Origin of the sequence: Pseudopontixanthobacter vadosimaris, from assembly GCF_012979275.1 — a bacterium.
Taxonomy (GTDB): domain Bacteria; phylum Pseudomonadota; class Alphaproteobacteria; order Sphingomonadales; family Sphingomonadaceae; genus Pseudopontixanthobacter; species Pseudopontixanthobacter vadosimaris.
The window spans coordinates 114,836-136,088 of record NZ_JABASZ010000036.1; the positions used below are offsets into that span (position 1 = coordinate 114,836).

Sequence of the window (21,253 nt, forward strand, 5' to 3'; positions counted from 1 at the left end):
TCTGAACGCTCCGGTATTGCATGTCGGCAGCAATGCTAGGCCGCTTCGCAAGGTTTGGGAAGGCGGGCCTTCAGCCGAACACCCGCTTGAATATCGTGTCAACTTCGCGGAAGTGATATTCGAGGTCGAATTTCTCCTCCAGCTCCTTGTCGGACAAGGCGGCGGTGACCTGCGGATCGTCCTTCAGAAGTTGCAGCAGGCTGAGCCGCCCGTCGGATTCCCACACTTTCATGGCATTGCGCTGGACGATGGCATAGGCATCCTCGCGCGACACGCCCGCTTGCGTCAGTGCCAGCAGCACCCGCTGCGAATGGACGAGGCCGCCCATCCGGTCGAGATTGGCCTGCATCCGTTCGGGATAGACCAGCAGCTTGTCCACGACGCCGGTCAGACGCGCCAGCGCGAAATCGAGCGTGATGGTCGCGTCCGGCCCGATGAAGCGTTCCACGCTGGAATGGGAAATATCGCGTTCGTGCCACAGGGCGACATTTTCCAGCGCGGGCAGGGCGTAGGCGCGGATCATGCGCGCCTGTCCGGTCAGATTCTCCGTCAGGATCGGGTTGCGCTTGTGCGGCATGGCGCTCGACCCCTTCTGTCCGGGTGAGAAATATTCCTCCGCCTCCAGAACCTCCGTCCGTTGCAGATGCCTGATCTCAACGGCGAGCCGCTCGATCGAGCCGGCGATCACCGCCAGCGTGGCGAAATACATGGCGTGGCGGTCACGGGGGATCACCTGCGTCGACACCGGTTCGACCGCCAGGCCCAGGCGTTCGGCCACATGCGCCTCGACCGCGGGATTGATATTGGCGAAAGTGCCGACCGCTCCCGATATCGCGCAGGTCGCGATCTCGGCCCGGGCGTTTACGAGCCGCTGGCGGCAGCGCCTGAATTCGGCATGGGCCTGCGCCAGCTTCAGGCCGAAAGTGACCGGTTCGGCATGGATGCCGTGGCTGCGCCCGATGGTAGGCGTGTATTTATGCTCCTCCGCCCGTTTCTTCAGCGCGGCGAGAAGCAGGTCCAGATCCTCGAGCAATATGTCGGACGCACGCGCCAGCTGGATTGCCAGCGTGGTGTCGAGCACGTCGGAACTGGTCATTCCCTGATGCATGAAGCGGGCTTCCTCGCCCACCTGCTCCGATACCCAGGTCAGAAAGGCGATGACATCGTGCTTCGTGACGGCCTCGATAGCGTCGATGGCTTCGACATCGATGGCGGGGTTCGTCTCCCACCAGTCCCACAGCGCCTTGCCCGCGCTTTCCGGTACGACGCCCAGCTGCCCCAGCTTCGTGGTGGCATGCGCCTCGATCTCGAACCAGATGCGGTAACGCGCTTCCGCTTCCCAGATGGCGGACATTTGCGGGCGGGCGTAGCGGGGGACCATGATGTTTCCGTTCTGATCATTGGCGCAGGGTTGAAGATCGTCCGGTGCAGCAGGCATTGCCATGCTGCACCGGATGCGCGGCTAAGGGGCTAAGCCTCCCTGCGCAAGAGCGACAGGTGCGGCATCCACGGCGAATGCGGCGTAATCCGCATTGCAAGGACTCAGCTTCCGTGGTTGAACGGTGCCATTCAGGGGTTGGATGGAACTGGGGCAATTATGTCTGGGCTTTGGCGTTTTTGGGCGAGTCTGCCCGTGCTGGCGATCGCGGCACCGGTCCTTGCAGGTGAAACCGTGCGCTACGAAAGGGCGCCGGAATGGGTAGAGCCGCAGTCGGTTCTTTCCGCGAGCGACACGAAAGGGCCGGCTGAAGTTCTGCTGGTCTGGCAACACCGCCTGGAAGACGGACAGGTGCATTCCTTTCGCGACCGCGCCGTGCGGATCGACAACAGCGATTCGCTAACATCCGAGGGGACGTTGCAGCTCGAATGGATGCCCGACAAGGGCGACCTGTTCGTCCACTCGCTGCAGATTCTGCGTGATGGAGCAACCATCGACCTGCTCGCCGAAGGAGAAAAATTCGAGATCATCCGGCGCGAGCGCGACCTTGAAAATCGATTGCTCGACGGGAAACTTACCGCAACGCTTGCCGTCCCGGGCCTGAGGCAGGGCGACGTGCTGCGGATGAGCCACTCGGTCACCGTGCGCGATCAGGCGCTGGGTAAGGACATGCAGGCCTATCAATATCTGCCTTCCGCGCCGCACCGCATCGGCACAGGCATGATGCTGGCGAGTTGGCCCGCCGATCTGGATGTGAAATGGCAGGCGGGGCCGGATGTCGAACTGGCGGAACCCGAGCTTAAAGGAGGCTATCGCTGGCTCCGTGCCGATTTCCCGCTGCCGAAGCGCGACAATCTGCCCGGCGATGCACCATCGCGCTACAGCCGCGCCAGCATGGTCCGCATGGCGACCTATGAAGACTGGCGCGATCTGTCGCGCAGCATGGCACCGCATTACATTGCGGCGGCTAATATCGCCCGAAGTGGCGGCGCCTCCGCCGAGGTGTCGCGGATCATGGCGGCAAGTGCCGATCCGCTGGAGCGCGCCGCGATGGCGACTCGCATCGTGCAGGACGAGGTCAGCTATCTGCTCGACGGGCTGGATGGCGGCAATTACCTGCCGCAGGATGCCTACGATACCTGGGCGAAACGCTATGGCGACTGCAAGGCAAAATCCGTTCTGCTGACGGCCATGCTGCGCCGCATGGGCATCGCCGCCGACCCGGTGCTGGTGACCACCCGGGGCGGGGACGCGATACCCGAATTGCTGCCGATGCCGGGCAATTTCGACCACATGATCGTGCGGGCGAATATCGGCGGCACGGATTACTGGCTGGACGGCACCAGCACGGCGACGCGGTTGACGAATATCGGTGAAGTGCCGGCATTCCATTATGCCCTGCCGCTTGTGACCGAAGGAGCCGATCTGGTGCCCATGACGCAAAGGGCGCAGCCATACCCCGACAATATCGTCGAGATTCAGCTGGACCAGTCCGCAGGATTCGACCTGCCGTCCATCATCACCATGACCAATCGCTTTGCCGGGGTCAGCAGCGCGAATATCAAGAACTTCGTCGATTCGGCAGACGAGGACGCGCGCCGCGAACTGGCCAGAAACATGGTTCCAGGCACAATGGACGGAGGACAGATCGTCTCCGTCGATCTGGATTACGACGACGATGCGGCCGTGGGAACGATCAAGGTCGTCGGAGTAGCTATGACCGCTTTCGCTTATGAGCGGGGCGAGATTTCTTCGGATCTGAAGATCCTTACCGGAAACGGACAATTCACGGCTGATCGCGCCCGCGCCGCGTGGCGCGATATTCCCGTGGCGACGTCCGGCCCGAGGCGCCAGCGCTGGACCATCGCCATGACCCTGCCTGATGGCGGCAGGGATTACCGGATCGAAGGCGAAGGCAATGTCGATGCGGCCGCAGCGAACACGCTGTATCGTCGCACGTTCCGCCGGGATGGCGCCGTGCTGACGGTGTCGGATGACGCGACGTGGATGGCCGGTGAAATCGCGGCCGAGGACATCCCCGCGCAGAAGCAGGCGGTGCTCGCCCTCGCCAATGCCGATTTCAGGGTTGTGGCACCCGGCGATGCGAAATGGCGCTGGGACTATTCCGAAGACGAACTGACCCGCAGGCTTGCCCCGGCCGCGAGGCTGCACGACCGCGCCGTGGCGGAGGCCGATGAGGACGATTACAACCCGCTTCTGTCACGGGCCCGCTTTGCCGCCACCTATTTCGACTACGAACGCGCGATGGCAGATTATGCGCGTGTGCTGGGCGGCGAACCCACAGCGGACCTTCACCTCGAGCGGGCGCTCGCCGCCAGCGCAATCGGTCTTGACGAAAGCCGTCTCGCCGATCTGCGCGCAGCCTATGATTTGCAGCCCGATGTGGATATCGGCACGGAACTGGCGGTGCAACTTGGCGCAATGGGCCGGACCGAAGAAGCGCTCGATCTCCTGGATGCCCTGCCTGCAGCGCAGGAGGCGCTCGACACGGTGGCCGGCTCGCGCGCCGAAATATTGGCAGGGGCCGGGCGCACGGAAGAAGGATTTCGGATCATCTCCGAACGGGTTGCCGCGCGTGATGCTTCCGCGGCCATTCTGAACGAAGACTGCTGGTTCCGTGGACGGTTTGCCGCCGCCATCAAGTCTGCCTTGAACGATGCGCTGGAAATCTGCACGCGGGCCGTCGAAAGCGCCGCTCACGCGGCCGCTCCCATGGATAGCAGGGCGCTGGTGCATTACCGCCTCGGCAATCTGCCGCAGGCGCTGGCCGATCTCGACGAGGTTCTGAAGCTTGCGCCCGCTCAGGGTTCTTCGCGTTACTTGCGCGGAGTGGTTCGGCTGGAAGAGGGCGACAGGGGCGGGAAGGCGGATATCGAGGCGGCATTGCGGCAGTGGCCGGCGCTGCGGGACACTTTCGCGGAATGGGGGATTGAGCCGAAGATCTGACTTCATCTCCGGAGGATCAGATCAGACCCTTCGTTCGCAGCGAGACATGGCCGTCGCGCCCGACGATAATGTGGTCATGCACGACGATGCCGAGCAGCCGACCGGCTTCCGCGATCCTGTTGGTGATCTGGATATCGGCGCGGCTGGGTTCGGGATTGCCGCTGGGATGGTTGTGAACGAGGATCAGGGCGCTTGCCCCGATATCCAGCGCCTGACGGATTACCTCGCGCGGGTGGACCGCAGCCTCGTCGATCGACCCGTCGCCGACATGATGGTCCAGCACGAGGCGATTTTGCGTATTGAGGAACAGCACCCGGACCCGCTCGACCGTCAGATGGGCCATGTCGATGGTGAGATAGTCGATCAGCGCCTGCCAGCTGCCCAGCACCGGCTTCTGCGTGATCTCGCTACGCGCCATCCGCCGCGCGGCCAGGGCAACGCTCTTGAGCGCGGCGGCAGTCGTTTCGCCGACGCCTTTTACGGATTGCAGCGCACCCGGATCGGCGTTCAGAACCGCGGGCAGGCTGCCGAACCGCTTGATAAGAGCCTTGGCCACGGGTTTGGTGTCGCCCTGCCGCATCCCGGCGAACAGCAGATATTCCAGCACCTCGTAATCGGCCAGGGCTTCGGCACCGCCGTCCAGCAGCCGCTGGCGCAGGCGGGCGCGGTGGCCCTTGCCGGGGTGCTCCGATCGATCTTCAGCTTCAGGCAATTTTTCCCCCGCCAGTAATCGGCCGAAAGCGGCGCCCGCGACATTGGGAGCGGCACGGTCCATTGCCTTTGCAGCGGCTTCGGCGCAAGTGGGTGAGGCATGGCGCTGACGGACGAAAACAGTCTCGAACAAGAGCAAACTGCGCCCAGCGGGCGTAGCCGGCTGTTCTGGATCATGTGGTCGGGCCTCGCAGCGGCGATCCTGGCGGCCGCCGTGCTGGCGACAGCCTGGTTCTCGCGCGAGAATATCGCGCGCGACCTGATCGAGGATCAATTGGCAGCGCTCGACCTGCCCGCGACCTACGATATCGAGAAGATCGCCGGGCGCGAGCAGATCCTGCGCAATATCGTGGTCGGCGATCCTGACGATCCGGATCTGACGGTCGAACGCGCGTCCATCGCGCTGACCTATGACGGCTTCGGCTTTCCCGAACTGGGCCGCATAGAATTGCTGCGCCCGCGTCTGTTCGGATCGTGGCGCGGCGGCAGGGTGAGCTTCGGCAGTCTCGACAAGGTGCTGTTCCCGGACAGCGGCGCGCCGCCCGGATTGCCGGAGATCGATCTGGCGATCCGCGACGGACGCGCTTTGCTGGCGACGGACTACGGCAAAATCGGCCTGAAGGCGGAGGGTTCCGGCAGGCTCGACGACGGGTTCACAGGAATGGTGGCGGCAACCGCGCCGACGATCGCGGCGGCAGGTTGCAAGGTGGGAAATGCGACGGCCTATGGGCGGATCGGATCGACTGCGGATGGACTGACCTTCGCTGGTCCCCTGCGCTTCTCCGCGCTCGAATGCCCGTCACAGGCGGTGGTCCTGCGCGATACGTCCTTGCGGACGGAACTGCGTACCGACGCTGCTTTCGATCGTTTTGGCGTGACCACCCGCATCTCCGCCGGACGGGGACAGCTGGATGCTGCTTTTCTGAACGGGCTGACGGGGACGGTCCGGGCGGATCTGAGCGGCGGGCGCGTGACGTCGAGCTACGCTCTTGCAGCCAGAGGCGCGCAGACGGGTCAGATCCGTGCGGCGTTGCTGACTGCCGAAGGGACGTTTCGCGCCAGCAATGGACTTTCGCGATGGGAAGCGGATGCGGATGTGGAGGCGAATGGCATCAGGCCCGGCGATTCGCTCGACAGGCTGATCGCCGGCCTGGGCATTCAGACCAGTGGCACTTTGCTGAACCCGCTGCTTCGTAAATTGCGCGGGGCCTTCGCCGCAGCGGCACCCGGCAGCAGGCTCGCTGCCTCGGCTATCCTGCGCCGCAACGACGAACGGACCACGATCATCGTTCCCGAGGCTCGCCTGCGGTTGGGCGGGGGCGCAACCCTGCTGCGACTGTCCAGCGCCCAATTACGCACCAACCCCAAGGGCCGGGCGCTGTTTTCCGGCAATTTCGTCACCGGTGGGGCGGGTATTCCCCTCATTTCCGGGCGCACGGAACGGGGTGAAAGCGGCGACCTCGTCCTGCGGCTTGCCATGCGTGAATATTCGGCCGGTACATCGCGGCTTGCCCTGCCCAGTTTGGAAATGCGGCAGGCAGCGGACGGGGGGCTGCGGTTTACGGGGACCGCACGGGCATCCGGACCGCTACCGGGCGGATTCGTCCGCGACCTGGCATTGCCTGTCGACGGCAGTTATTCGGCCGCGGGCGAACTGGCGCTGTGGCGCCATTGCACGGATGTGCGTTTCAGCCGGCTGCAATATGCCAATCTGACGGTGCGGGGGCGGGCGATTACCCTCTGTCCCGAGAACGGAGCGCCGATCCTGCGTAATGGCCAGGGCGATCTGCGGATCGCTGCACGGGCGCCATCGCTGGACGTTTCGGGAAACCTTGGATCGACCCCGATCGCCTTGAGCAGCGGCGCGCTGCGCTTCGCCTATCCCGGTGTGCTCGACATCCAGAATGTAAAGGCCGCCATAGGCCCGAAAGCCACGGCGACGCTTTTCCGCATCCGCGGGCTGCAGGCGCGGCTGGAGCCGGGAGGGGGGATCGGCGGCGTTTTCGACGATGCCGACGTGACCATAGCGAATGTTCCTCTCGACCTGCTCGGTACCAGCGGCAACTGGACATATGCCGGGGGCGCACTCTCGCTGGGCGAAGCCGGCTTCGTTTTGCAGGACAGGGCCGACCCCGACAGGTTCGAACCGCTGGATGCGCGGAATGCGACACTTACGCTGCGTGCCAATCGCATCGTCGCGGCAGCAGACCTCTACAGCCCTGTCAGCGACCGGCTGATTGCCGGCGTCGCGCTCCGGCACGATCTTTCGGACGGGACCGGCTTTGCCGATCTCGCCGTCCCCGGCATCGTATTCGATGACAAGCTGCAGCCCGACCAGCTGAGCCGCCTCGCGCTGGGTGTGGTTGCCAATACGCGCGGCATGGTGACCGGCACCGGACGGCTTGACTGGAATGCCGCAGGTGTGCGCAGCACCGGGGCGTTCTCTTCGCAAGCGCTGGATTTTGCAGCGGCATTCGGGCCGGTGCAGGGTGCCTCGGGAACGGTGGTGTTTTCCGACCTGCTCGGCCTGACGACGGCGCCGAATCAGCGCATATCGGTGCGCTCGGTCAACCCCGGCATAGAAGTGACCGGCGGGACCGTATCCTTCGCCTTGCGGAGCGGCAAAGTCCTGGCGGTGGAGGGCGCCAGCTGGCCTTTCCTCGGCGGCACGCTCACCCTTGCCGAAGTGGATCTGAACCTCGGCAGTCCGGAGGAACGTCGCTATGTCTTCCACATCACCGGCCTCAGCGCCGCCCGCTTCATCGAAAATTTCGGGCTGGAGAATTTCGCTGCGCGCGGCACCTTCGACGGGCGAATTCCGGTCATCTTCGATGCAGCAGGAAACGGCAGGATCGAGGGCGGATTGCTCATCTCCCGCGCGCCCGGCGGCACGATCTCCTATGTCGGCGAACTGACCTACGAAGACCTTTCAGCCATGGCGAATTTTGCATTCGATGCCCTGAAAGCGATCAATTATTCGGAAATGCGCATTGCAATGGACGGCGAACTGACCGGCGAACTCGTGACCCGCGTCCGTTTCGATGGGGTGACGCAAGGGGAAGGCACGAGGAGCAATTTCATCACCCGGCGCATTGCCAGGCTGCCGCTGCGCTTCAACATCAACATCCGCGCGCCATTCTACCAGCTCATCACCACCATCCGGTCGATCTACGATCCTGAATTCGTGCGCGATCCGCGCGAGCTCGGCCTGCTGTCGGACGATGGCGAGCGGCTGAAGGCCGAGACGATCGACCCACCGCCGGCCGAACTCGACGACAATCTGATGCCCGGCACCGAACCCGATATCATTCAGCCCACAGAAAGCGAGAAACTGCCATGAGGCCTGACAAACCGACAGCAGGGGTACGGCTGAAAGCCGGGCCTGCCGCCGCCGCCGCGATGCTGGCTCTTGCCCCTGCCGGATGCATATCGGTCAACGCGCCTGAAGAGCCGATCGTGATCGAGTTGAATATCAATATCCGGCAGGAGGTGATATACAGGCTTGCCGCCGATGCAAGTACGACGATCGACGAGAATGCGGACATCTTCTAATGGTGTTCTACGATACTTTGCCGCAGCAGGTGCAAATTGAACTGGAAGTGATTGCAATGACCCGATCTGACCTTCGTCGCTCCTTCGCTCGCGATATTCTTGGCGGCATGGTCGCCTTCGCGCTGCTGGCCGGTCCGGTCGCCGGCACGGCACAGGCACAATCCCGCGATCCCGCCTATGATTCCGCGCGCAGCGCCGGCAAGGTGGGTGAGAAGATGGACGGCTATCTCGGCATCGTCGGGCCGGAAAGCGCCGAGCTGCGCCGGATCGTGAACGACATCAACATCAAGCGTCGTGCGCTTTATGCCCAGCGCGCCCAGGCGGCCAATGCCACCCTGCAGGAATATGCCCTGACGGCCGGCTGCCTCGCCATCCTGCGCACGGCCCCCGGGGAGAAATATCAGGCGCCGGATGGCAGCTGGCACACGCGCACGTCGCAGCCGCCCATGCGCGACAGCCGCTGCCCCGCCTGACATGGCAAGATCGATCTGAGCGCCGCTCCCGTCAACCGGCAGGGGCGGCGTCTTGCCGTGTCGTCTGGCCGGCTGGCCGGTGCGCAGCCTCTCAAGCAAGGCTCGCCGCAGTTGACTCGCCAACCTGTGCCGCCTAAGGGGACCGCGCCTTCAGCAGGCTGTTTTCGCCTGTGCCGGTTGTTTGCGTTGAGGTTGGCGTTGCCCGACTTGATATGTAAGGGACAGGCATGAGCGACGACAAGCCTGCCCGGGAACCCATAGTCGAGGATGCGCGGATCGACGCGCTCGAAGCGCGGCTGAAAGCCGCACGAGAGCGCGAAGAGGAGCGCAACCGGCCAAAGGCCTCGGTTGCCGATGCGAATTATCGCAGCGGAAACAGGGTGCTGGCGGATCTGCTAGGCGGGATTCTCGGTGGTCTGGTAATCGGCTGGGTCATAGACTATTTCGCCGGTACCACGCCCTGGGGTCTGTTGGTGATGCTGTTCCTCGGGATAGTGGTCGCCTTCAGGAATATCATCACGGCGGCAAACCGTCCGCCCGAAGATCCGCGCTGACGCGGGGATCGGGGCCCTGATAACCAAGCAAAGTCCCATGGGGCGTTAAGGACCTTCAAGCGTGGCAGCCCAGCAGGCCAGTGTCGACCCGATGCACCAGTTCACCATCGAACCGCTAGCCGGTGCGAGCACGTGGGAACTGGTCGGGTACAATATCGCCTTCACCAATTCGGCCCTCTGGATGGCGATCACCGCCATCGTGCTGACGGTCTTCGTCCTCGGCGGCCTGCGGCGGGAACTGGTGCCCGGCCGCTGGCAGATGGCGGTAGAAAGTTTCACCGGCTTCGTCGACGACATGCTGGAAGCGAACATCGGCAAGGCGGGGCGCAAATATCTGCCCTATGTCTTCTCGCTCTTCATGTTCATCCTGTTTGCCAATATCCTTGGCCTGCTGCCGCTTGGCGTGATCGGCCTGCACCCGTTTACCTTCACCAGCCATTTCACCGTCACCGGCATCTTCGCGATCATCTCGTTCTCCATCGTGCTGATCGTGGGCTTTGCAAAACACGGCTTCCATTTCTTTTCGCTATTCGTGCCCGCAGGCACGCCGCTCCCCATGATCCCCCTGATCTTCGTCATCGAATTGGTCAGCTTCATGGTGCGGCCTTTCAGCCTGGGCCTGCGGCTGTTCGTCGCCATGATGGCGGGGCACGTCCTGCTCGAGGTTCTTTCCAGCTTCGTCATCTCGGGTGCCAATGCGGGCATCGGGACCGGCATATTCGTGGGCGGCGCGACCTTCATCCTGATGATCGGCATCTGCGCGCTGGAACTGCTGGTTGCCGGGGTCCAGGCCTATGTCTTCGCCCTTCTGACCGCATTGTACATCAACGACGCGGAAAACCTTCACTAAGCCCAATTTTTTTCGACAACGCGATATCTTATAAAGGAGTTTTACAAATGGACGCAGAAAGCGCACGCATGCTCGGTGCCGGTCTCGCTGCCGTGGGTGCCGGTCTGGCCTCGCTCGGCGTGGGTAACGTCTTTGCCAAGTACCTCGAAGGCGCGTTGCGCAATCCCGGTGCGGCCGACGGCCAGCAGGGCCGCCTGTTCATCGGCTTCGCCGCCGCAGAACTTCTTGGCCTTCTGTCCTTCGTCGTCGCGATGATCCTGATCTTCGTCGCCTGATCTGACCAAAACGGAATACCGGCCGGGACAGCGCGCCCGGCCGGACCTGATTATTTACTCAACCGCCGGGACCGGATCCGATGCCTCAGATTGCCCAGCTTGCAGAAACCTATTCCAGCCAGATTTTCTGGCTGCTGGTTATCTTCGGGCTCGTTTTCTTCATTATCGGACGGGGCATGGTTCCGAAAGTGGTCGAAACCGTCGGTCAGCGCGATGCGCAGATCACCAGCGACCTGGCGGCAGCTCAGGCTGCCCGTGACCGGGCGGACGAGGAAGAGGCCGCCTGGCGGACGCGGGAAAACGAAAACCGTGCGGCCGCGCAGGCGATCATCGCCGATGCCAAGGCTGACGGTGCAAAGCGCAACGAGGTCCGTCTCGGTGAAGCGCAGGCCCGAATTGACCGCGAGACGGATGATGCGGAACGGCGTATCGAACAATCACGGCGCAGTGCGCTCGAAGAGATCGAGGCAGTGGCCGCCGATGCCACGCAGGATATTGTCCGCAGACTTGCGGGGCTCGACATCGACGATGTCGCGGCGCGCTCTGCCGTCAAGGGAGCGATGAACCATGGCTGATACTCCTGGCATCATCGCCGATTACGACAACGATCCGATAGGCGCTGTCGTGGACCCCGGCCAGGCCGGTGTTCACATCGAGCCTGAATTGTGGGGACTGGCCCCCTATCAGATCGTCGCTTTTGCCATGCTGGCGCTGATCCTGATCATGATCTGGAAAAAAGTTCCCGGGATTATATTGGGCGGGCTCGACAACAAGATCGCCGCCATACGCGACCAGCTTGACGAGGCGAAGCGCCTGCGTGCCGAGGCCGAAGCGCTGCGCGACGAATATTCGGCAAAGATCGCCGGCGCAGAAGAGGATGCCGGTGCGATGCTCGAAAGCGCTCGCAACGAAGCTGCGATGATCATCGAGCGGGCGGAAGCAGACGGCCGTGACATGGTGGTCCGGCGTGAGCGGATGGCGCAGGACAAGATCGCCGCGGCAGAACGCGAAGCGGTGGATGAGGTGCGCGCCCGTGCGGCGAGCGCCGCCGCCGGTGCTTCGCGCCGCCTGATTGCCGAACGCCACACGGCGGAGGCCGACCGAATGCTGGCCGACGAGATGATCGCCAATATCTGACCGTCTGGCCGGATCAGGGCAACCGATGCGGAACCGATCGGCGGCTTTACGCGCTCTCCTTCCCATAGAAGGAGAAAATCATTGTCAGCTTCCAAGTCGCTTTCCGCAATCGCTATCAATTGTTCGCTGAAGAAGTCGGGAGGCGAGAAGAGCTCGACCGACGTGATGATCGGCGTGCTGCAAAAACATCTCGCGTCCTACGACGTGCCGGTCGCCGAAACCATCCGGATCGCAGACTTCAACGTCCTGCCGGGTGTAACCTCCGACGAAGGCGAGGGCGACGACTGGCCCGTCATTCGTGAAAAGATCCTGGCACATGACATATTGATTTTCGGCGGGCCCGTCTGGATGGGACAGCTCGGTTCAATTGGCAAACGTGTGCTGGAACGCATGGATGCCTTCCTGAGCGAGACGGATGATTGCGGCCGAATGCCCAGCTTCGGCAAGGTGGCTGTTGCGGCAATCGTCGGGAATGAGGATGGCGCTCACTGGCTTTCGGCGCAGCTATATCAATCCCTCAGCGATACGGGCTGGTCGATCCCGCCGTCTGCCGCCAGCTATTGGGTGGGCGAGGCCCTGGGTAGCACCGATTTCAAGGATCTGGACGAGACGCCGGACAAGGTGACGCAAACCGCGAAGATGGAGGCTTCGAACGCAGCGCATCTGGCGGGGCTGCTCAAGGCCGATCCTTACCCGGGAACAGGCAGCTAACCGGCGAAACTATCCTTGGCATTGCGCAGGGCGGCGAAAGTCTCATGTGAGGCTGTGCCGCCCCAGCGCGCCTGCATTTCCGGCGAATCGGCCCGAAGGAAGGGATTAGTGGCGAGTTCGCGGCCCAGCCTGGTCGGCACAGTGGCTTTTCCCTCGATCCGCTGCTCAGCGATCTCCGCAGCATAGGCCTGAAGCTCGCGGTTGTCGGGATCGGCGTGCAGGGCGAATTTGGCATTGGCCGCAGTATATTCATGTGCGCAATACAGCATGGTTGCTGCGGGCAGAGCCTTGATGCGTTGCAGACTGGCCCAGAACTGTTCCGGCGTTCCTTCGAACATCCGGCCGCAGCCCAGCGCAAATAAAGAATCCCCTACGAAAGCTATTTCAGCGTCCGGCAGATGATATGCGATATGGCCGGCCGTGTGTCCGCCAACGTCGATAACCGCCGCGCCATGATCGCCGATATTGACGCGATCCCCATGGCTTACCATCCGGTCGACACCTGCAATCCTGTCCCTTTCGCCTGTGGGTGCCACGATCCTGCAGCCGGTCGCTGCCTTGATGGCCTCGTTTCCTCCAGCATGATCGGGATGCCAATGCGTGTTCCAGATCTGCGTGATTTTCCAGCCCTTCGTATCGGCTTCGCGCAGGATGACATCGGCCTCGGGCGTGTCGATGCAGACCGTCTCCCCGCTGTCCGGATCGTGGAGCAGGAACCCGTAATTGTCGGACAGGCACGGGAATTGATGGATCTCTAGCATCGGCGCAGTCTAGCGCCGTTCCTCTGAATGCGAAAGGCCCGCCTGCTCCTGTGAGCAGGCGGGCCTCCTTCATGCTTTCGGCAGCAATGCCAAACAGTGCTTAGCTGTCGGACTTCTTCAGCGCTTCGCCGAGGATGTCGCCAAGCGATGCGCCCGAAGCGGACGATCCGTATTGTTCGACGGCCTGCTTCTCTTCCGAAATCTGATAGGCCTTGATCGAGAAGTTGGGCTTCTTCGACCGGTCGAAACCGGTGACCATGGCATCGACCTTCTGGCCGGTCTGGAACCGGTCGGGACGCTGCTCGTCACGGTCGCGGCCGAGGTCCGAACGCTTGATGAAGCCAGTCGCGCCGTCTTCGCCGACCTGGACTTCCAGCCCGCCATCGCGGACTTCGAGCACGGTGACGGTAACGATGCTGCCGCGGCGGAGAGCGTCGCCGGTCGCGCCTTCGGCGGACGGCGCGCCCTTTTCCAGCTGCTTCATGCCGAGGCTGATGCGTTCCTTGTCGGTGTCGACATCCAGAACGACGGCTTCGACCTGCTCGCCCTTGCGGTGCAGCGCCAGCGCGTCTTCGCCCGAGATACCCCAGGCGATGTCGGACATGTGGACCATGCCATCGACGTCGCCGTCGAGGCCGATGAACAGGCCGAATTCGGTGGCGTTCTTGACTTCGCCGGACACTTTGGAGCCGACCGGATGGGCGTCCGCGAATTCTTCCCAGGGGTTGCCCTGCGCCTGCTTAAGGCCAAGCGAAATGCGGCGTTTGTCCGAATCGACCTCCAGCACGACCACTTCGACTTCCTGCGAGGTCGAGACGATCTTGCCGGGATGGACGTTCTTCTTGGTCCAGCTCATTTCGGAGACATGGACCAGGCCTTCGATGCCGGGTTCCAGTTCGACGAATGCGCCATATTCTGTGATGTTGGTGACATTGCCCGTCAGCTTCATGCCGACCGGATACTTGGCCGAAACGCCGTCCCACGGGTCGCTTTCCAGCTGCTTCATGCCGAGGCTGATGCGCTGGGTTTCGGCATTGATGCGGATGATCTGCACCGTGACGGTATCGCCGATATTGATGATCTCGCTGGGGTGATTGACCCGCTTGTAGCTCATGTCGGTAACATGCAGCAGGCCGTCGATGCCGCCCAGATCCACGAAGGCACCATAGTCGGTGATGTTCTTGACCACGCCGTCGATAACCTGGCCTTCGGCAAGATCGTTGATCAGTTCGCTGCGCTGTTCGGCGCGGGTTTCTTCCAGCACCGCACGGCGCGAAACCACGATATTGCCGCGGCGGCGATCCATCTTCAGGATCTGGAAAGGCTGCGGCATGTCCATCAGCGGAGTCACGTCGCGCACGGGGCGGATATCGACCTGGCTGCCGGGCAGGAAGGCCACGGCGCCGTCGAGATCGACGGTGAAGCCGCCCTTCACGCGGCCGAAGATACGGCCATCGACGCGCTTGCCTTCGCCGAATTCGCTTTCCAGCTTGTCCCAGGCGGCTTCGCGGCGGGCGCGATCGCGGCTGAGCATCGCTTCGCCATCGGCATTTTCGACGCGGTCGACATACACTTCGACTTCATCACCGACCGACAGGCCGTGATCGTCTTCGCCGCGCATGAATTCCTTGAGGTCGATGCGGCCTTCGCTCTTGAGCCCGACGTCGATGGTGGCAGCGCCGCCTTCGATGGCGGTCACGGTGCCCTTGACAACGCGGCCTTCGAAGCCGCCATCGTCGGCATTGCCGAGTTGTTCGTTGAGAAGCGCTTCGAAATCGGAACGCGTGGGGTTGGCGGTAGATGCCATGCTGGTGTTGATCCTGACTTCACGTTTTGTCCGGCCAGGCGGTTGTATCCGCCGGTCTTGTTGGCCGATCTCCCCACCGGGCCGAATGCCGCGGCAGGGGCTCTGCATACCGGGGCTGGCGAGGGCGGAACGGGCCGGTTCGGCAGGCGGTGAAGCGCCTTCTTGCGAAAACCTGTCATGCTCGAAAGCTGCCTTCGACCATGACCATCCGGCATGTCGAACGGTCGGGCGCTTAGCGCCGATCGCCTCGGAAAGCAAGCGAAAGCCGCAGTCTTCAGCGGGGGCGGAACTCTTCGACTATCGCGATGGCCGCGGCAACAGCCTCATCCTTGTCCAGCGCAGTCGAATCGAGCACCCGTGCATCGCGCGCAGTCATCAAGGGCGCTTCACTGCGGTTGCGGTCGCGTTCGTCGCGTCGGCGCAGATCGCTTTCAATTTCCGCTAGAGTCACGGCGACACCGTTGCCCTGCATTTCGCGAAAGCGGCGCTGCGCGCGCGCCTCGACACTGGCGGTCACGAACAGCTTCACCTCGGCATCAGGGGCGATGACGGTGCCGATATCGCGCCCGTCCAGCACGGCACCCCCCGATTGGGTGGCGAAAATGCGCTGCCGATCAAAAAGCGCCTTGCGCACGGCCGGGTGGATTGACACCCTGCTGGCCAGGGCGCCTGTCGCTTCGTGCCGCAGTTCGGGATGGCCCAGAAGATCGTCGGCAAACCGCACGGCGGCGAGCGCATCCGCTTCGCTATCCGGATCGCCGCCATCGGCAGCGACCTGCCAGCCTACGGCGCGGTAGAGAAGGCCCGTGTCGAGGTGCGGGAGGCCATACCGGGCCGCAATGGCCCTTGCTACGGTGCCCTTGCCCGATGCGGTCGGGCCATCGACTGCGATAATCATGGGTCTTCGGTCCTGTTCCGGCGCTGTGTGCGGATTGCCTTTACAAGGCCCCAGATCGCCACGCTGGCCCAGACGCCTTCGAGGACGAGCGAAGGCAGGTTGGTATTCACCAGCAGCGACAGAGCGAGCAGGGCAGCGCCGACAAGATTGGTGCCATGCAGCATGACAGGGTTGGGCTGTTTAACTGCGGTGACATAGGCATAGGCCGCGACGATCAGCACCATGCCGGCAAAACCGACGATATTCGCGGTGCCGGAATCCATGATCGGCAGGGACGTCATGCCGTGCCGCCTCGTCCGGTCGCCTGTTCGAGCAGGTTGACGAAGGTGGGAAAGCTGGTGGCGATCGGCCGTGTGTCGTCGATCGAGACTCCATTGCGGCTGAACAGCCCCGCCATGGCCATGCTCATGGCGATGCGGTGATCGAGATGGGTGACGCAAGGCTCGCCATCGGAAGATGTACCCGGCAGCGGGTCGCCGCCCGTGCCCTCGATCACCAGCCCATCTTGAGTTTCGGTGACATTCGCGCCCGCCCGGGTCAGCGCCGCGGCCATGACCGACAGCCTGTCAGATTCCTTCACCCGCAATTCCTCCAGTCCGCTGGTGATCGTGCGCCCCTGCGCCACCGAAGCAGCCACGAACAGGGCGGGAAATTCGTCGATCATCGAAGGGGCGAGCGCAGGGTCTATGGCGATCCCCTTCAATGCTGAATGGCGGACACGTAAATCGGCCACCGGCTCGCCTCCGACTTCGCGCCGGCCGGATTCCTCGATCCGTCCACCCATGGAACGGAGCACGGCGATCAGCCCGGTGCGGGTTTCGTTCATGCCGACATTGCCGATGGTGATGTCGCTGCCGGGTACGATCAGCGCGGCGACGATGAAGAAGGCCGCCGATGACGGGTCGCCCGGCACCTCGAGCGACTGCGGCGAGAGATCGCATTCGCCGTGCAGATGGATGACACGCTCGCCGTTCTCCTCCGCGATGTCGAGAGCCGCGCCGAAGCCGCGCAGCATTCTTTCGGTGTGATCCCGCGTCGGTACGGGTTCGATGATCGTGGTGGTGCCCGGTGTGTTCAGCCCGGCGAGGAGGATCGCGCTTTTCACCTGCGCGCTGGCCACGGGCAGGCGATAGCGGATCGGTACGGCGGGGCAGAGGCCGCGCATAATGATCGGCAGGGTCGTGCCGGGGCTGGCGGTAAAATCGGCACCCATGGCCGACAGCGGCTCGGTCACGCGCTGCATGGGGCGGCGCGACAGGCTGGCATCGCCGGTGAAGGCCGCGGTAATCCCATGGCTCGCGACCAGACCCATCAGCAGCCGGGTGGAGGTGCCGCTGTTCCCCATGTCGAGCGCGCCGGCGGGTTGCAACAAGCCGCCGACGCCGACGCCATGAACGTGCCATGCGCCATCGTCCTGCTTCTCGATCGCCGAGCCCATCGCTCGCAGGGCTGCTGCGGTGGCCAGCACATCCTCACCTTCCAGAAGGCCGGAAATGCGGCTTTCCCCGATGGCGAGTGCAGCCAGGATAAGCGCCCGGTGGCTGATCGACTTGTCGCCCGGCACGCGAATTTCGCCTCGCAGCGGTCCTGCGGGAATGAAACGGTGCGGCGATGCGGATCCAGCGATCATAGGAGAAATCAGCGGCTTTCCGAAGAGCAGGCGGATGGCGCAGGGCGCGAGTGCAGAGCGGGAACGCGCGGCTTTTGACAGGGGGCAGCCCCTATGGCAAGGCGCGCCGGTGCCCGTTGGCTGCCCCGTCGGAGATGTTCCTGCGGCCAGCAGCACTGCGGTTTTGCGGATGGCTGTCATGGTTGTCCTTGACTGCCGACGGCTTCGAGCCACATCGGGATTATTCGGATTTACTGCCCGCCCTGTTCGCGGGCTTACCTATCGAGGAAATGCTATGGTCAAGCCTGAATGGGGTACGAAACGTACGTGCCCGAAATGCGGCACCCGCTTCTACGATCTCGGCAATGACGAGCCGGTGAAATGCATCGAATGCGACGAGGAATGGAACCCCGAACCGGTCCTGAAGTCCAAGCAGCCGATTCCCTTCGAGGATACGGAGAAAAAGAAGGACGACGACAGCGAGGCGGATTCGGATCTGGCCGATGACGATCTGGACGATATCGACGAGGATGACGATTCGCCGGACAATGATGTCGACCTGGGCGGTGACGACGATCTCGGCGTCAGCAAGGGCAAGGGTGACGACGAGGAACCCGAAAGCTGATATCGCCTGTCGGTTGGTCCGTTGATGGCTGGACGGAATGCGGAGGCGAAAAAGAGCCTTGCCATTCCGGCCAGCCGGCCATAAACGGCCCATCCAGTCAGCGCCCGGTGGCTTCAACGCAGGTCGGGCACGGACAGATGGGGCCTTAGCTCAGCTGGGAGAGCGCCTGCATGGCATGCAGGAGGTCAGCGGTTCGATCCCGCTAGGCTCCACCATCATTTTCATGTTATGAAGGTGATGGTTACAGATTGCAGTCGGCCGAATGGCCGCGCGCCAGCCGACGAGGTTTCGTCCGCTGGCGTTTTTGGCGTTTAGCGCCGCAAGGGCCGATCAGGCCGGACGGGAGTGTAAGCGATGTTCGATTCCCTTTCCGATCGCCTTGGCGGCGTTTTCGACAAGCTGCGCGGGCGCGGCGCGCTTCGTGAGGATGACGTGCGCGGCGCCATGCGCGAAGTGCGTATCGCCTTGCTCGAGGCCGATGTCGCCTTGCCGGTCGTGCGCCGCTTCGTCGATGCGGTGACGGAAAAGGCGGTCGGGCAGGACGTTCTGAAATCGGTGACGCCCGGCCAGCAGGTCGTCAAGATCGTCAATGACGAACTGGTCGAGATGCTCGGCGGCGAAGGTCACATCGACCTGATGCTGGAGGCGAAGCCGCCGGTCGTCATCATGATGGTCGGCCTGCAGGGATCGGGCAAGACGACCACGACGGCCAAGCTGGCGACATATATTCGCGAGAAACACGGCAAGAAGTCGTTGATGGCGTCGCTGGACGTCAACCGGCCTGCCGCTCAGGAGCAGCTGGCGGTGCTGGGCGAACAGACCGGCGTCGCAACACTGCCGATCGTCACCGGGCAGCAGCCGGTCGATATCGCCCGCCGCGCGCTCGAATCAGCCAGATTGCAGGCCGCTGACGTGCTGCTGCTGGACACGGCTGGCCGCCTGCATGTCGACGAAGCGCTGATGGCGGAGATGAAGGCGGTGTCCGCTGTTTCCAGCCCGACGGAAACGCTGCTGGTGGTCGATTCGCTGACCGGGCAGGATGCGGTGAACGTCGCGCAGAACTTCTCGGGCGAGGTCGACCTTACCGGCGTGATCCTGACGCGGATGGACGGCGATGCGCGCGGCGGTGCGGCCCTGTCGATGCGGGCTGTGACCGGCCGGCCGATCAAATTCGCCGGCACGGGCGAGAAGCTCGATGCGCTGGAGGCGTTCCACCCCAGCCGCGTTGCCAATCGCATCCTTGGCATGGGCGATGTCGTCAGCCTGGTCGAGCGCGCTGCCACCGCGGTCAAGGCGGAAGAGGCCGAGGAACTCGCTCGCCGCATGTCGAAGGGGCAGTTCGACCTGAATGACCTGCGCACCCAGCTTCGCCAGATGCAGAACATGGGCGGGCTGGGCATGCTCGCGGGAATGATGCCGGGCATGAAGAAGGCCAAGGCCGCCCTGCAGCAGAGCGGGATGGACGACAAGGTGCTGGTGCATATGGACGCGCTCATCGGATCGATGACAGTGAAGGAGCGCGCCAATCCGGCGATCCTGAACGCCAAGCGCAAGCGCCGTGTGGCCGCCGGGTCCGGCCTTCAGGTGCAGGATCTGAACCGACTGCTCAAGATGCACCAGGAAATGGGCAAGGCGATGAAGCAGATTCGCAAGATGGGCGGATTGAAGGGCCTTGGCGCGCTGTTCGGCAAGGGCGGGATGGGCGCAGCTATGCCTGGTCTGGGAGGGTCCGGTCTCGGCGGGCCGGGCGGCGGCGGTTTGCCGGGTCTTGGTGGTCCTGGCGGCAGCGGCGGCGATATTCCGCCCGAACTTCAGGATCTTTTCAATAACAAGAACAAGTAAATTCAGATATCTATTTCAGAAAGGTATAATCCATGGCAATTGCAATCCGTCTTTCCCGCGGTGGCGCGAAGAAGCGTCCTTATTACCGCATCGTCGCTGCCGACAACCGTGCGCCGCGCGACGGCAAATATCTGGAGCAGATCGGCACCTATAATCCGCTGCTGGCCAAGGATGACGAGAAGCGCGTTCAGTTGAACGAAGATCGTGCCCGCTACTGGCTCGGCGTCGGCGCACAGCCCAGCGACCGCGTGCTGCGCTTCCTCGACGCTGCCGGCATCCGCGAGCGTGACGCGCGCAACAACCCCAACAAGGGCAAGCCGGGCGAGAAGGCGACCGAACGCGCCGAAGAACGCGCCACCAAGGCTGCCGAAGCCGCAGAAGCCCTGAAGGCTGCCGAAGAAGAAGCCAGGAACGCTCCTGCCAAGGAAGAGGAAGCTCCGGCAGAAGCCGCATCGGGCGCGACCGCTGGCGAAGAGAACGCCGCTGCCGAAACCGCCGAAACGGCCGGTGAAGCCCAAACCGAAGCCAAGACCGAAGGCTGAACGCCTTGGCACGAAACGAGCCCGTGACGCTGGCCGCCGTGACCGGCGCGCATGGCATCACGGGTGAGGTTCGCCTGAAACTGTTCGGCGAAGGCGTGGAGAGCCTGAAGGCTTTCCGCGCCTTCAACGCTGGCGCGTTAACGCTGAAGAAAATTCGCAGCGACAACAAGGGCGGGGCGGTCGCCCGCTTCGCCGAAGTGGCGGATCGCAATGCTGCCGAAGCCCTGCGCGGAACGGTTCTGACAGTTCCGCGCGATGATATGCCCACGCTTGAGGAAGGTGAATATTACCACGCCGATCTGCTGGGCCTTCCCGTGCAGACGCCGGATGGTAATGCCGTCGGAACGATCGTGGCGGTGGAGAATTTCGGCGCGACGGATATCGTGGAGGTGGAGCGTCAGGGCGGCAAGCGCTTCATGGTGCCGATGACCTCCGAAGCTATACCGTCCTGGGACAGCGAGCGGCTGGTGATCGATCCCGCTTACGCAGACGCGGACTGAC

Annotated in this window: 21 protein-coding genes and 1 tRNA gene; 15 read left to right on the forward strand and 7 right to left on the reverse strand. The window is 63.3% G+C overall.

Annotation, left to right across the window (positions count from 1 at the left end; all coding sequences use genetic code 11):
• Nucleotides 1-70: 70 nt before the first annotated feature.
• A complete protein-coding gene (gene purB / locus HG250_RS08500) occupies nt 71-1,381 on the reverse strand; it encodes an adenylosuccinate lyase (RefSeq protein WP_170004809.1) in 1,311 nt (436 codons plus the stop codon).
• A 252-nt stretch (nt 1,382-1,633) separates the two neighbouring features.
• Between purB and HG250_RS08505 the strand changes: the two genes are divergently transcribed.
• A complete protein-coding gene (locus HG250_RS08505) occupies nt 1,634-4,405 on the forward strand; it encodes a DUF3857 domain-containing protein (protein ID WP_170004633.1) in 2,772 nt (923 codons plus the stop codon).
• Nucleotides 4,406-4,421: 16 nt separating this feature from the next.
• Here HG250_RS08505 and radC read toward each other — a convergent pair whose 3' ends face one another.
• Nucleotides 4,422-5,117 (reverse strand): RadC family protein, encoded by a 696-nt coding sequence (gene radC, locus HG250_RS08510; protein WP_240957028.1) that lies wholly within the window; start codon nt 5,115-5,117, stop codon nt 4,422-4,424.
• A gap of 99 nt (nt 5,118-5,216) precedes the next feature.
• Here radC and HG250_RS08515 point away from each other — a divergent pair, with 99 nt between their 5' ends.
• The 9 genes from HG250_RS08515 (at nt 5,217) to HG250_RS08555 (ending at nt 12,668) form a co-directional block, all read left to right on the forward strand.
• Nucleotides 5,217-8,456 carry an intermembrane phospholipid transport YdbH family protein gene (locus HG250_RS08515; protein ID WP_170004637.1) on the forward strand — a complete coding sequence of 1,080 codons (3,240 nt, stop codon included), beginning with the start codon at nt 5,217-5,219 and terminating at the stop codon, nt 8,454-8,456.
• Nucleotides 8,453-8,668: a YnbE family lipoprotein gene (locus HG250_RS08520; protein ID WP_240957016.1), complete on the forward strand. Its 216-nt coding sequence runs from the start codon at nt 8,453-8,455 to the stop codon at nt 8,666-8,668. The genes HG250_RS08515 and HG250_RS08520 overlap by 4 nt, the downstream gene beginning before the upstream one ends.
• A gap of 56 nt (nt 8,669-8,724) precedes the next feature.
• Entirely contained in the window at nt 8,725-9,141 is a 417-nt protein-coding gene (locus HG250_RS08525) for a YdbL family probable chaperone protein (protein ID WP_170004639.1), read from the forward strand.
• A gap of 227 nt (nt 9,142-9,368) precedes the next feature.
• Entirely contained in the window at nt 9,369-9,695 is a 327-nt protein-coding gene (locus tag HG250_RS08530) for an AtpZ/AtpI family protein (RefSeq protein ID WP_170004641.1), read from the forward strand.
• 61 nt (nt 9,696-9,756) lie between these two features.
• Nucleotides 9,757-10,545, forward strand: a complete 789-nt coding sequence (locus tag HG250_RS08535) for a F0F1 ATP synthase subunit A (RefSeq protein ID WP_338103889.1) — start codon at nt 9,757-9,759, stop codon at nt 10,543-10,545.
• A gap of 47 nt (nt 10,546-10,592) precedes the next feature.
• Nucleotides 10,593-10,820 carry a F0F1 ATP synthase subunit C gene (locus HG250_RS08540; RefSeq protein ID WP_170004643.1) on the forward strand — a complete coding sequence of 76 codons (228 nt, stop codon included), beginning with the start codon at nt 10,593-10,595 and terminating at the stop codon, nt 10,818-10,820.
• Between the two features lie 80 nt (nt 10,821-10,900).
• Nucleotides 10,901-11,395 carry a F0F1 ATP synthase subunit B family protein gene (locus HG250_RS08545; protein WP_170004645.1) on the forward strand — a complete coding sequence of 165 codons (495 nt, stop codon included), beginning with the start codon at nt 10,901-10,903 and terminating at the stop codon, nt 11,393-11,395.
• A complete protein-coding gene (locus tag HG250_RS08550) occupies nt 11,388-11,957 on the forward strand; it encodes a F0F1 ATP synthase subunit B family protein (protein ID WP_170004647.1) in 570 nt (189 codons plus the stop codon). The genes HG250_RS08545 and HG250_RS08550 overlap by 8 nt, the downstream gene beginning before the upstream one ends.
• Before the next feature lie 81 nt (nt 11,958-12,038).
• Nucleotides 12,039-12,668, forward strand: a complete 630-nt coding sequence (locus HG250_RS08555; protein ID WP_170004649.1) for a flavodoxin family protein — start codon at nt 12,039-12,041, stop codon at nt 12,666-12,668.
• Here HG250_RS08555 and gloB read toward each other — a convergent pair.
• The 5 genes from gloB to aroA all read right to left on the reverse strand — a co-directional run bounded on the left by gloB (nt 12,665) and on the right by aroA (nt 17,764).
• Entirely contained in the window at nt 12,665-13,429 is a 765-nt protein-coding gene (gene gloB / locus HG250_RS08560; RefSeq protein WP_170004651.1) for a hydroxyacylglutathione hydrolase, read from the reverse strand. The two genes, HG250_RS08555 and gloB, sit on opposite strands and share 4 nt — an antisense overlap.
• Nucleotides 13,430-13,529: 100 nt before the next feature.
• On the reverse strand, nt 13,530-15,236 hold the full coding sequence (rpsA, locus tag HG250_RS08565; RefSeq protein WP_170004653.1) for a 30S ribosomal protein S1: 1,707 nt from the start codon (nt 15,234-15,236) through the stop codon (nt 13,530-13,532).
• 274 nt (nt 15,237-15,510) lie between these two features.
• On the reverse strand, nt 15,511-16,134 hold the full coding sequence (cmk, locus tag HG250_RS08570) for a (d)CMP kinase (RefSeq protein ID WP_170004655.1): 624 nt from the start codon (nt 16,132-16,134) through the stop codon (nt 15,511-15,513).
• Nucleotides 16,131-16,415 (reverse strand): CBU_0592 family membrane protein, encoded by a 285-nt coding sequence (locus tag HG250_RS08575; protein WP_170004657.1) that lies wholly within the window; start codon nt 16,413-16,415, stop codon nt 16,131-16,133. The genes cmk and HG250_RS08575 overlap by 4 nt, the downstream gene beginning before the upstream one ends.
• Nucleotides 16,412-17,764 carry a 3-phosphoshikimate 1-carboxyvinyltransferase gene (gene aroA, locus HG250_RS08580; RefSeq protein ID WP_170004659.1) on the reverse strand — a complete coding sequence of 451 codons (1,353 nt, stop codon included), beginning with the start codon at nt 17,762-17,764 and terminating at the stop codon, nt 16,412-16,414. Before aroA ends, HG250_RS08575 begins: the two co-directional genes overlap by 4 nt.
• Nucleotides 17,765-18,038: 274 nt before the next feature.
• On the opposite strand from aroA, the gene HG250_RS08585 reads away from it, so the two are divergent.
• The 5 genes from HG250_RS08585 to rimM all read left to right on the forward strand — a co-directional run bounded on the left by HG250_RS08585 (nt 18,039) and on the right by rimM (nt 21,252).
• Entirely contained in the window at nt 18,039-18,368 is a 330-nt protein-coding gene (locus tag HG250_RS08585; RefSeq protein ID WP_170004661.1) for an FYDLN acid domain-containing protein, read from the forward strand.
• Nucleotides 18,369-18,507: 139 nt separating this feature from the next.
• A tRNA-Ala gene (locus HG250_RS08590) sits at nt 18,508-18,583 on the forward strand.
• A gap of 139 nt (nt 18,584-18,722) precedes the next feature.
• Entirely contained in the window at nt 18,723-20,210 is a 1,488-nt protein-coding gene (gene ffh, locus HG250_RS08595; RefSeq protein WP_170004663.1) for a signal recognition particle protein, read from the forward strand.
• Nucleotides 20,211-20,242: 32 nt separating this feature from the next.
• Nucleotides 20,243-20,752, forward strand: a complete 510-nt coding sequence (gene rpsP, locus HG250_RS08600) for a 30S ribosomal protein S16 (protein WP_170004665.1) — start codon at nt 20,243-20,245, stop codon at nt 20,750-20,752.
• 5 nt (nt 20,753-20,757) lie between these two features.
• Entirely contained in the window at nt 20,758-21,252 is a 495-nt protein-coding gene (rimM, locus tag HG250_RS08605) for a ribosome maturation factor RimM (protein ID WP_170004667.1), read from the forward strand.
• The last annotated feature ends 1 nt before the right edge of the window (nt 21,253 follow it).

What these genes read in the sequence shown, in the direction of transcription:
- HG250_RS08520 (WP_240957016.1), top strand. Translation starts at nt 8,453, where the DNA reads ATGAGGCCTGACAAACCGACAGCAGGGGTACGGCTGAAAGCCGGGCCT.
- rpsP (WP_170004665.1), top strand. Translation starts at nt 20,243, where the DNA reads ATGGCAATTGCAATCCGTCTTTCCCGCGGTGGCGCGAAGAAGCGTCCT.
- HG250_RS08515 (WP_170004637.1), top strand. Translation starts at nt 5,217, where the DNA reads ATGGCGCTGACGGACGAAAACAGTCTCGAACAAGAGCAAACTGCGCCC.
- HG250_RS08545 (WP_170004645.1), top strand. Translation starts at nt 10,901, where the DNA reads ATGCCTCAGATTGCCCAGCTTGCAGAAACCTATTCCAGCCAGATTTTC.
- purB (WP_170004809.1), bottom strand. Translation starts at nt 1,381, where the DNA reads ATGGTCCCCCGCTACGCCCGCCCGCAAATGTCCGCCATCTGGGAAGCG.
- HG250_RS08525 (WP_170004639.1), top strand. Translation starts at nt 8,725, where the DNA reads ATGACCCGATCTGACCTTCGTCGCTCCTTCGCTCGCGATATTCTTGGC.
- gloB (WP_170004651.1), bottom strand. Translation starts at nt 13,429, where the DNA reads ATGCTAGAGATCCATCAATTCCCGTGCCTGTCCGACAATTACGGGTTC.
- HG250_RS08585 (WP_170004661.1), top strand. Translation starts at nt 18,039, where the DNA reads ATGGTCAAGCCTGAATGGGGTACGAAACGTACGTGCCCGAAATGCGGC.
- ffh (WP_170004663.1), top strand. Translation starts at nt 18,723, where the DNA reads ATGTTCGATTCCCTTTCCGATCGCCTTGGCGGCGTTTTCGACAAGCTG.
- aroA (WP_170004659.1), bottom strand. Translation starts at nt 17,764, where the DNA reads ATGATCGCTGGATCCGCATCGCCGCACCGTTTCATTCCCGCAGGACCG.
- cmk (WP_170004655.1), bottom strand. Translation starts at nt 16,134, where the DNA reads ATGATTATCGCAGTCGATGGCCCGACCGCATCGGGCAAGGGCACCGTA.
- HG250_RS08550 (WP_170004647.1), top strand. Translation starts at nt 11,388, where the DNA reads ATGGCTGATACTCCTGGCATCATCGCCGATTACGACAACGATCCGATA.
- rpsA (WP_170004653.1), bottom strand. Translation starts at nt 15,236, where the DNA reads ATGGCATCTACCGCCAACCCCACGCGTTCCGATTTCGAAGCGCTTCTC.
- HG250_RS08575 (WP_170004657.1), bottom strand. Translation starts at nt 16,415, where the DNA reads ATGACGTCCCTGCCGATCATGGATTCCGGCACCGCGAATATCGTCGGT.
- HG250_RS08540 (WP_170004643.1), top strand. Translation starts at nt 10,593, where the DNA reads ATGGACGCAGAAAGCGCACGCATGCTCGGTGCCGGTCTCGCTGCCGTG.
- HG250_RS08530 (WP_170004641.1), top strand. Translation starts at nt 9,369, where the DNA reads ATGAGCGACGACAAGCCTGCCCGGGAACCCATAGTCGAGGATGCGCGG.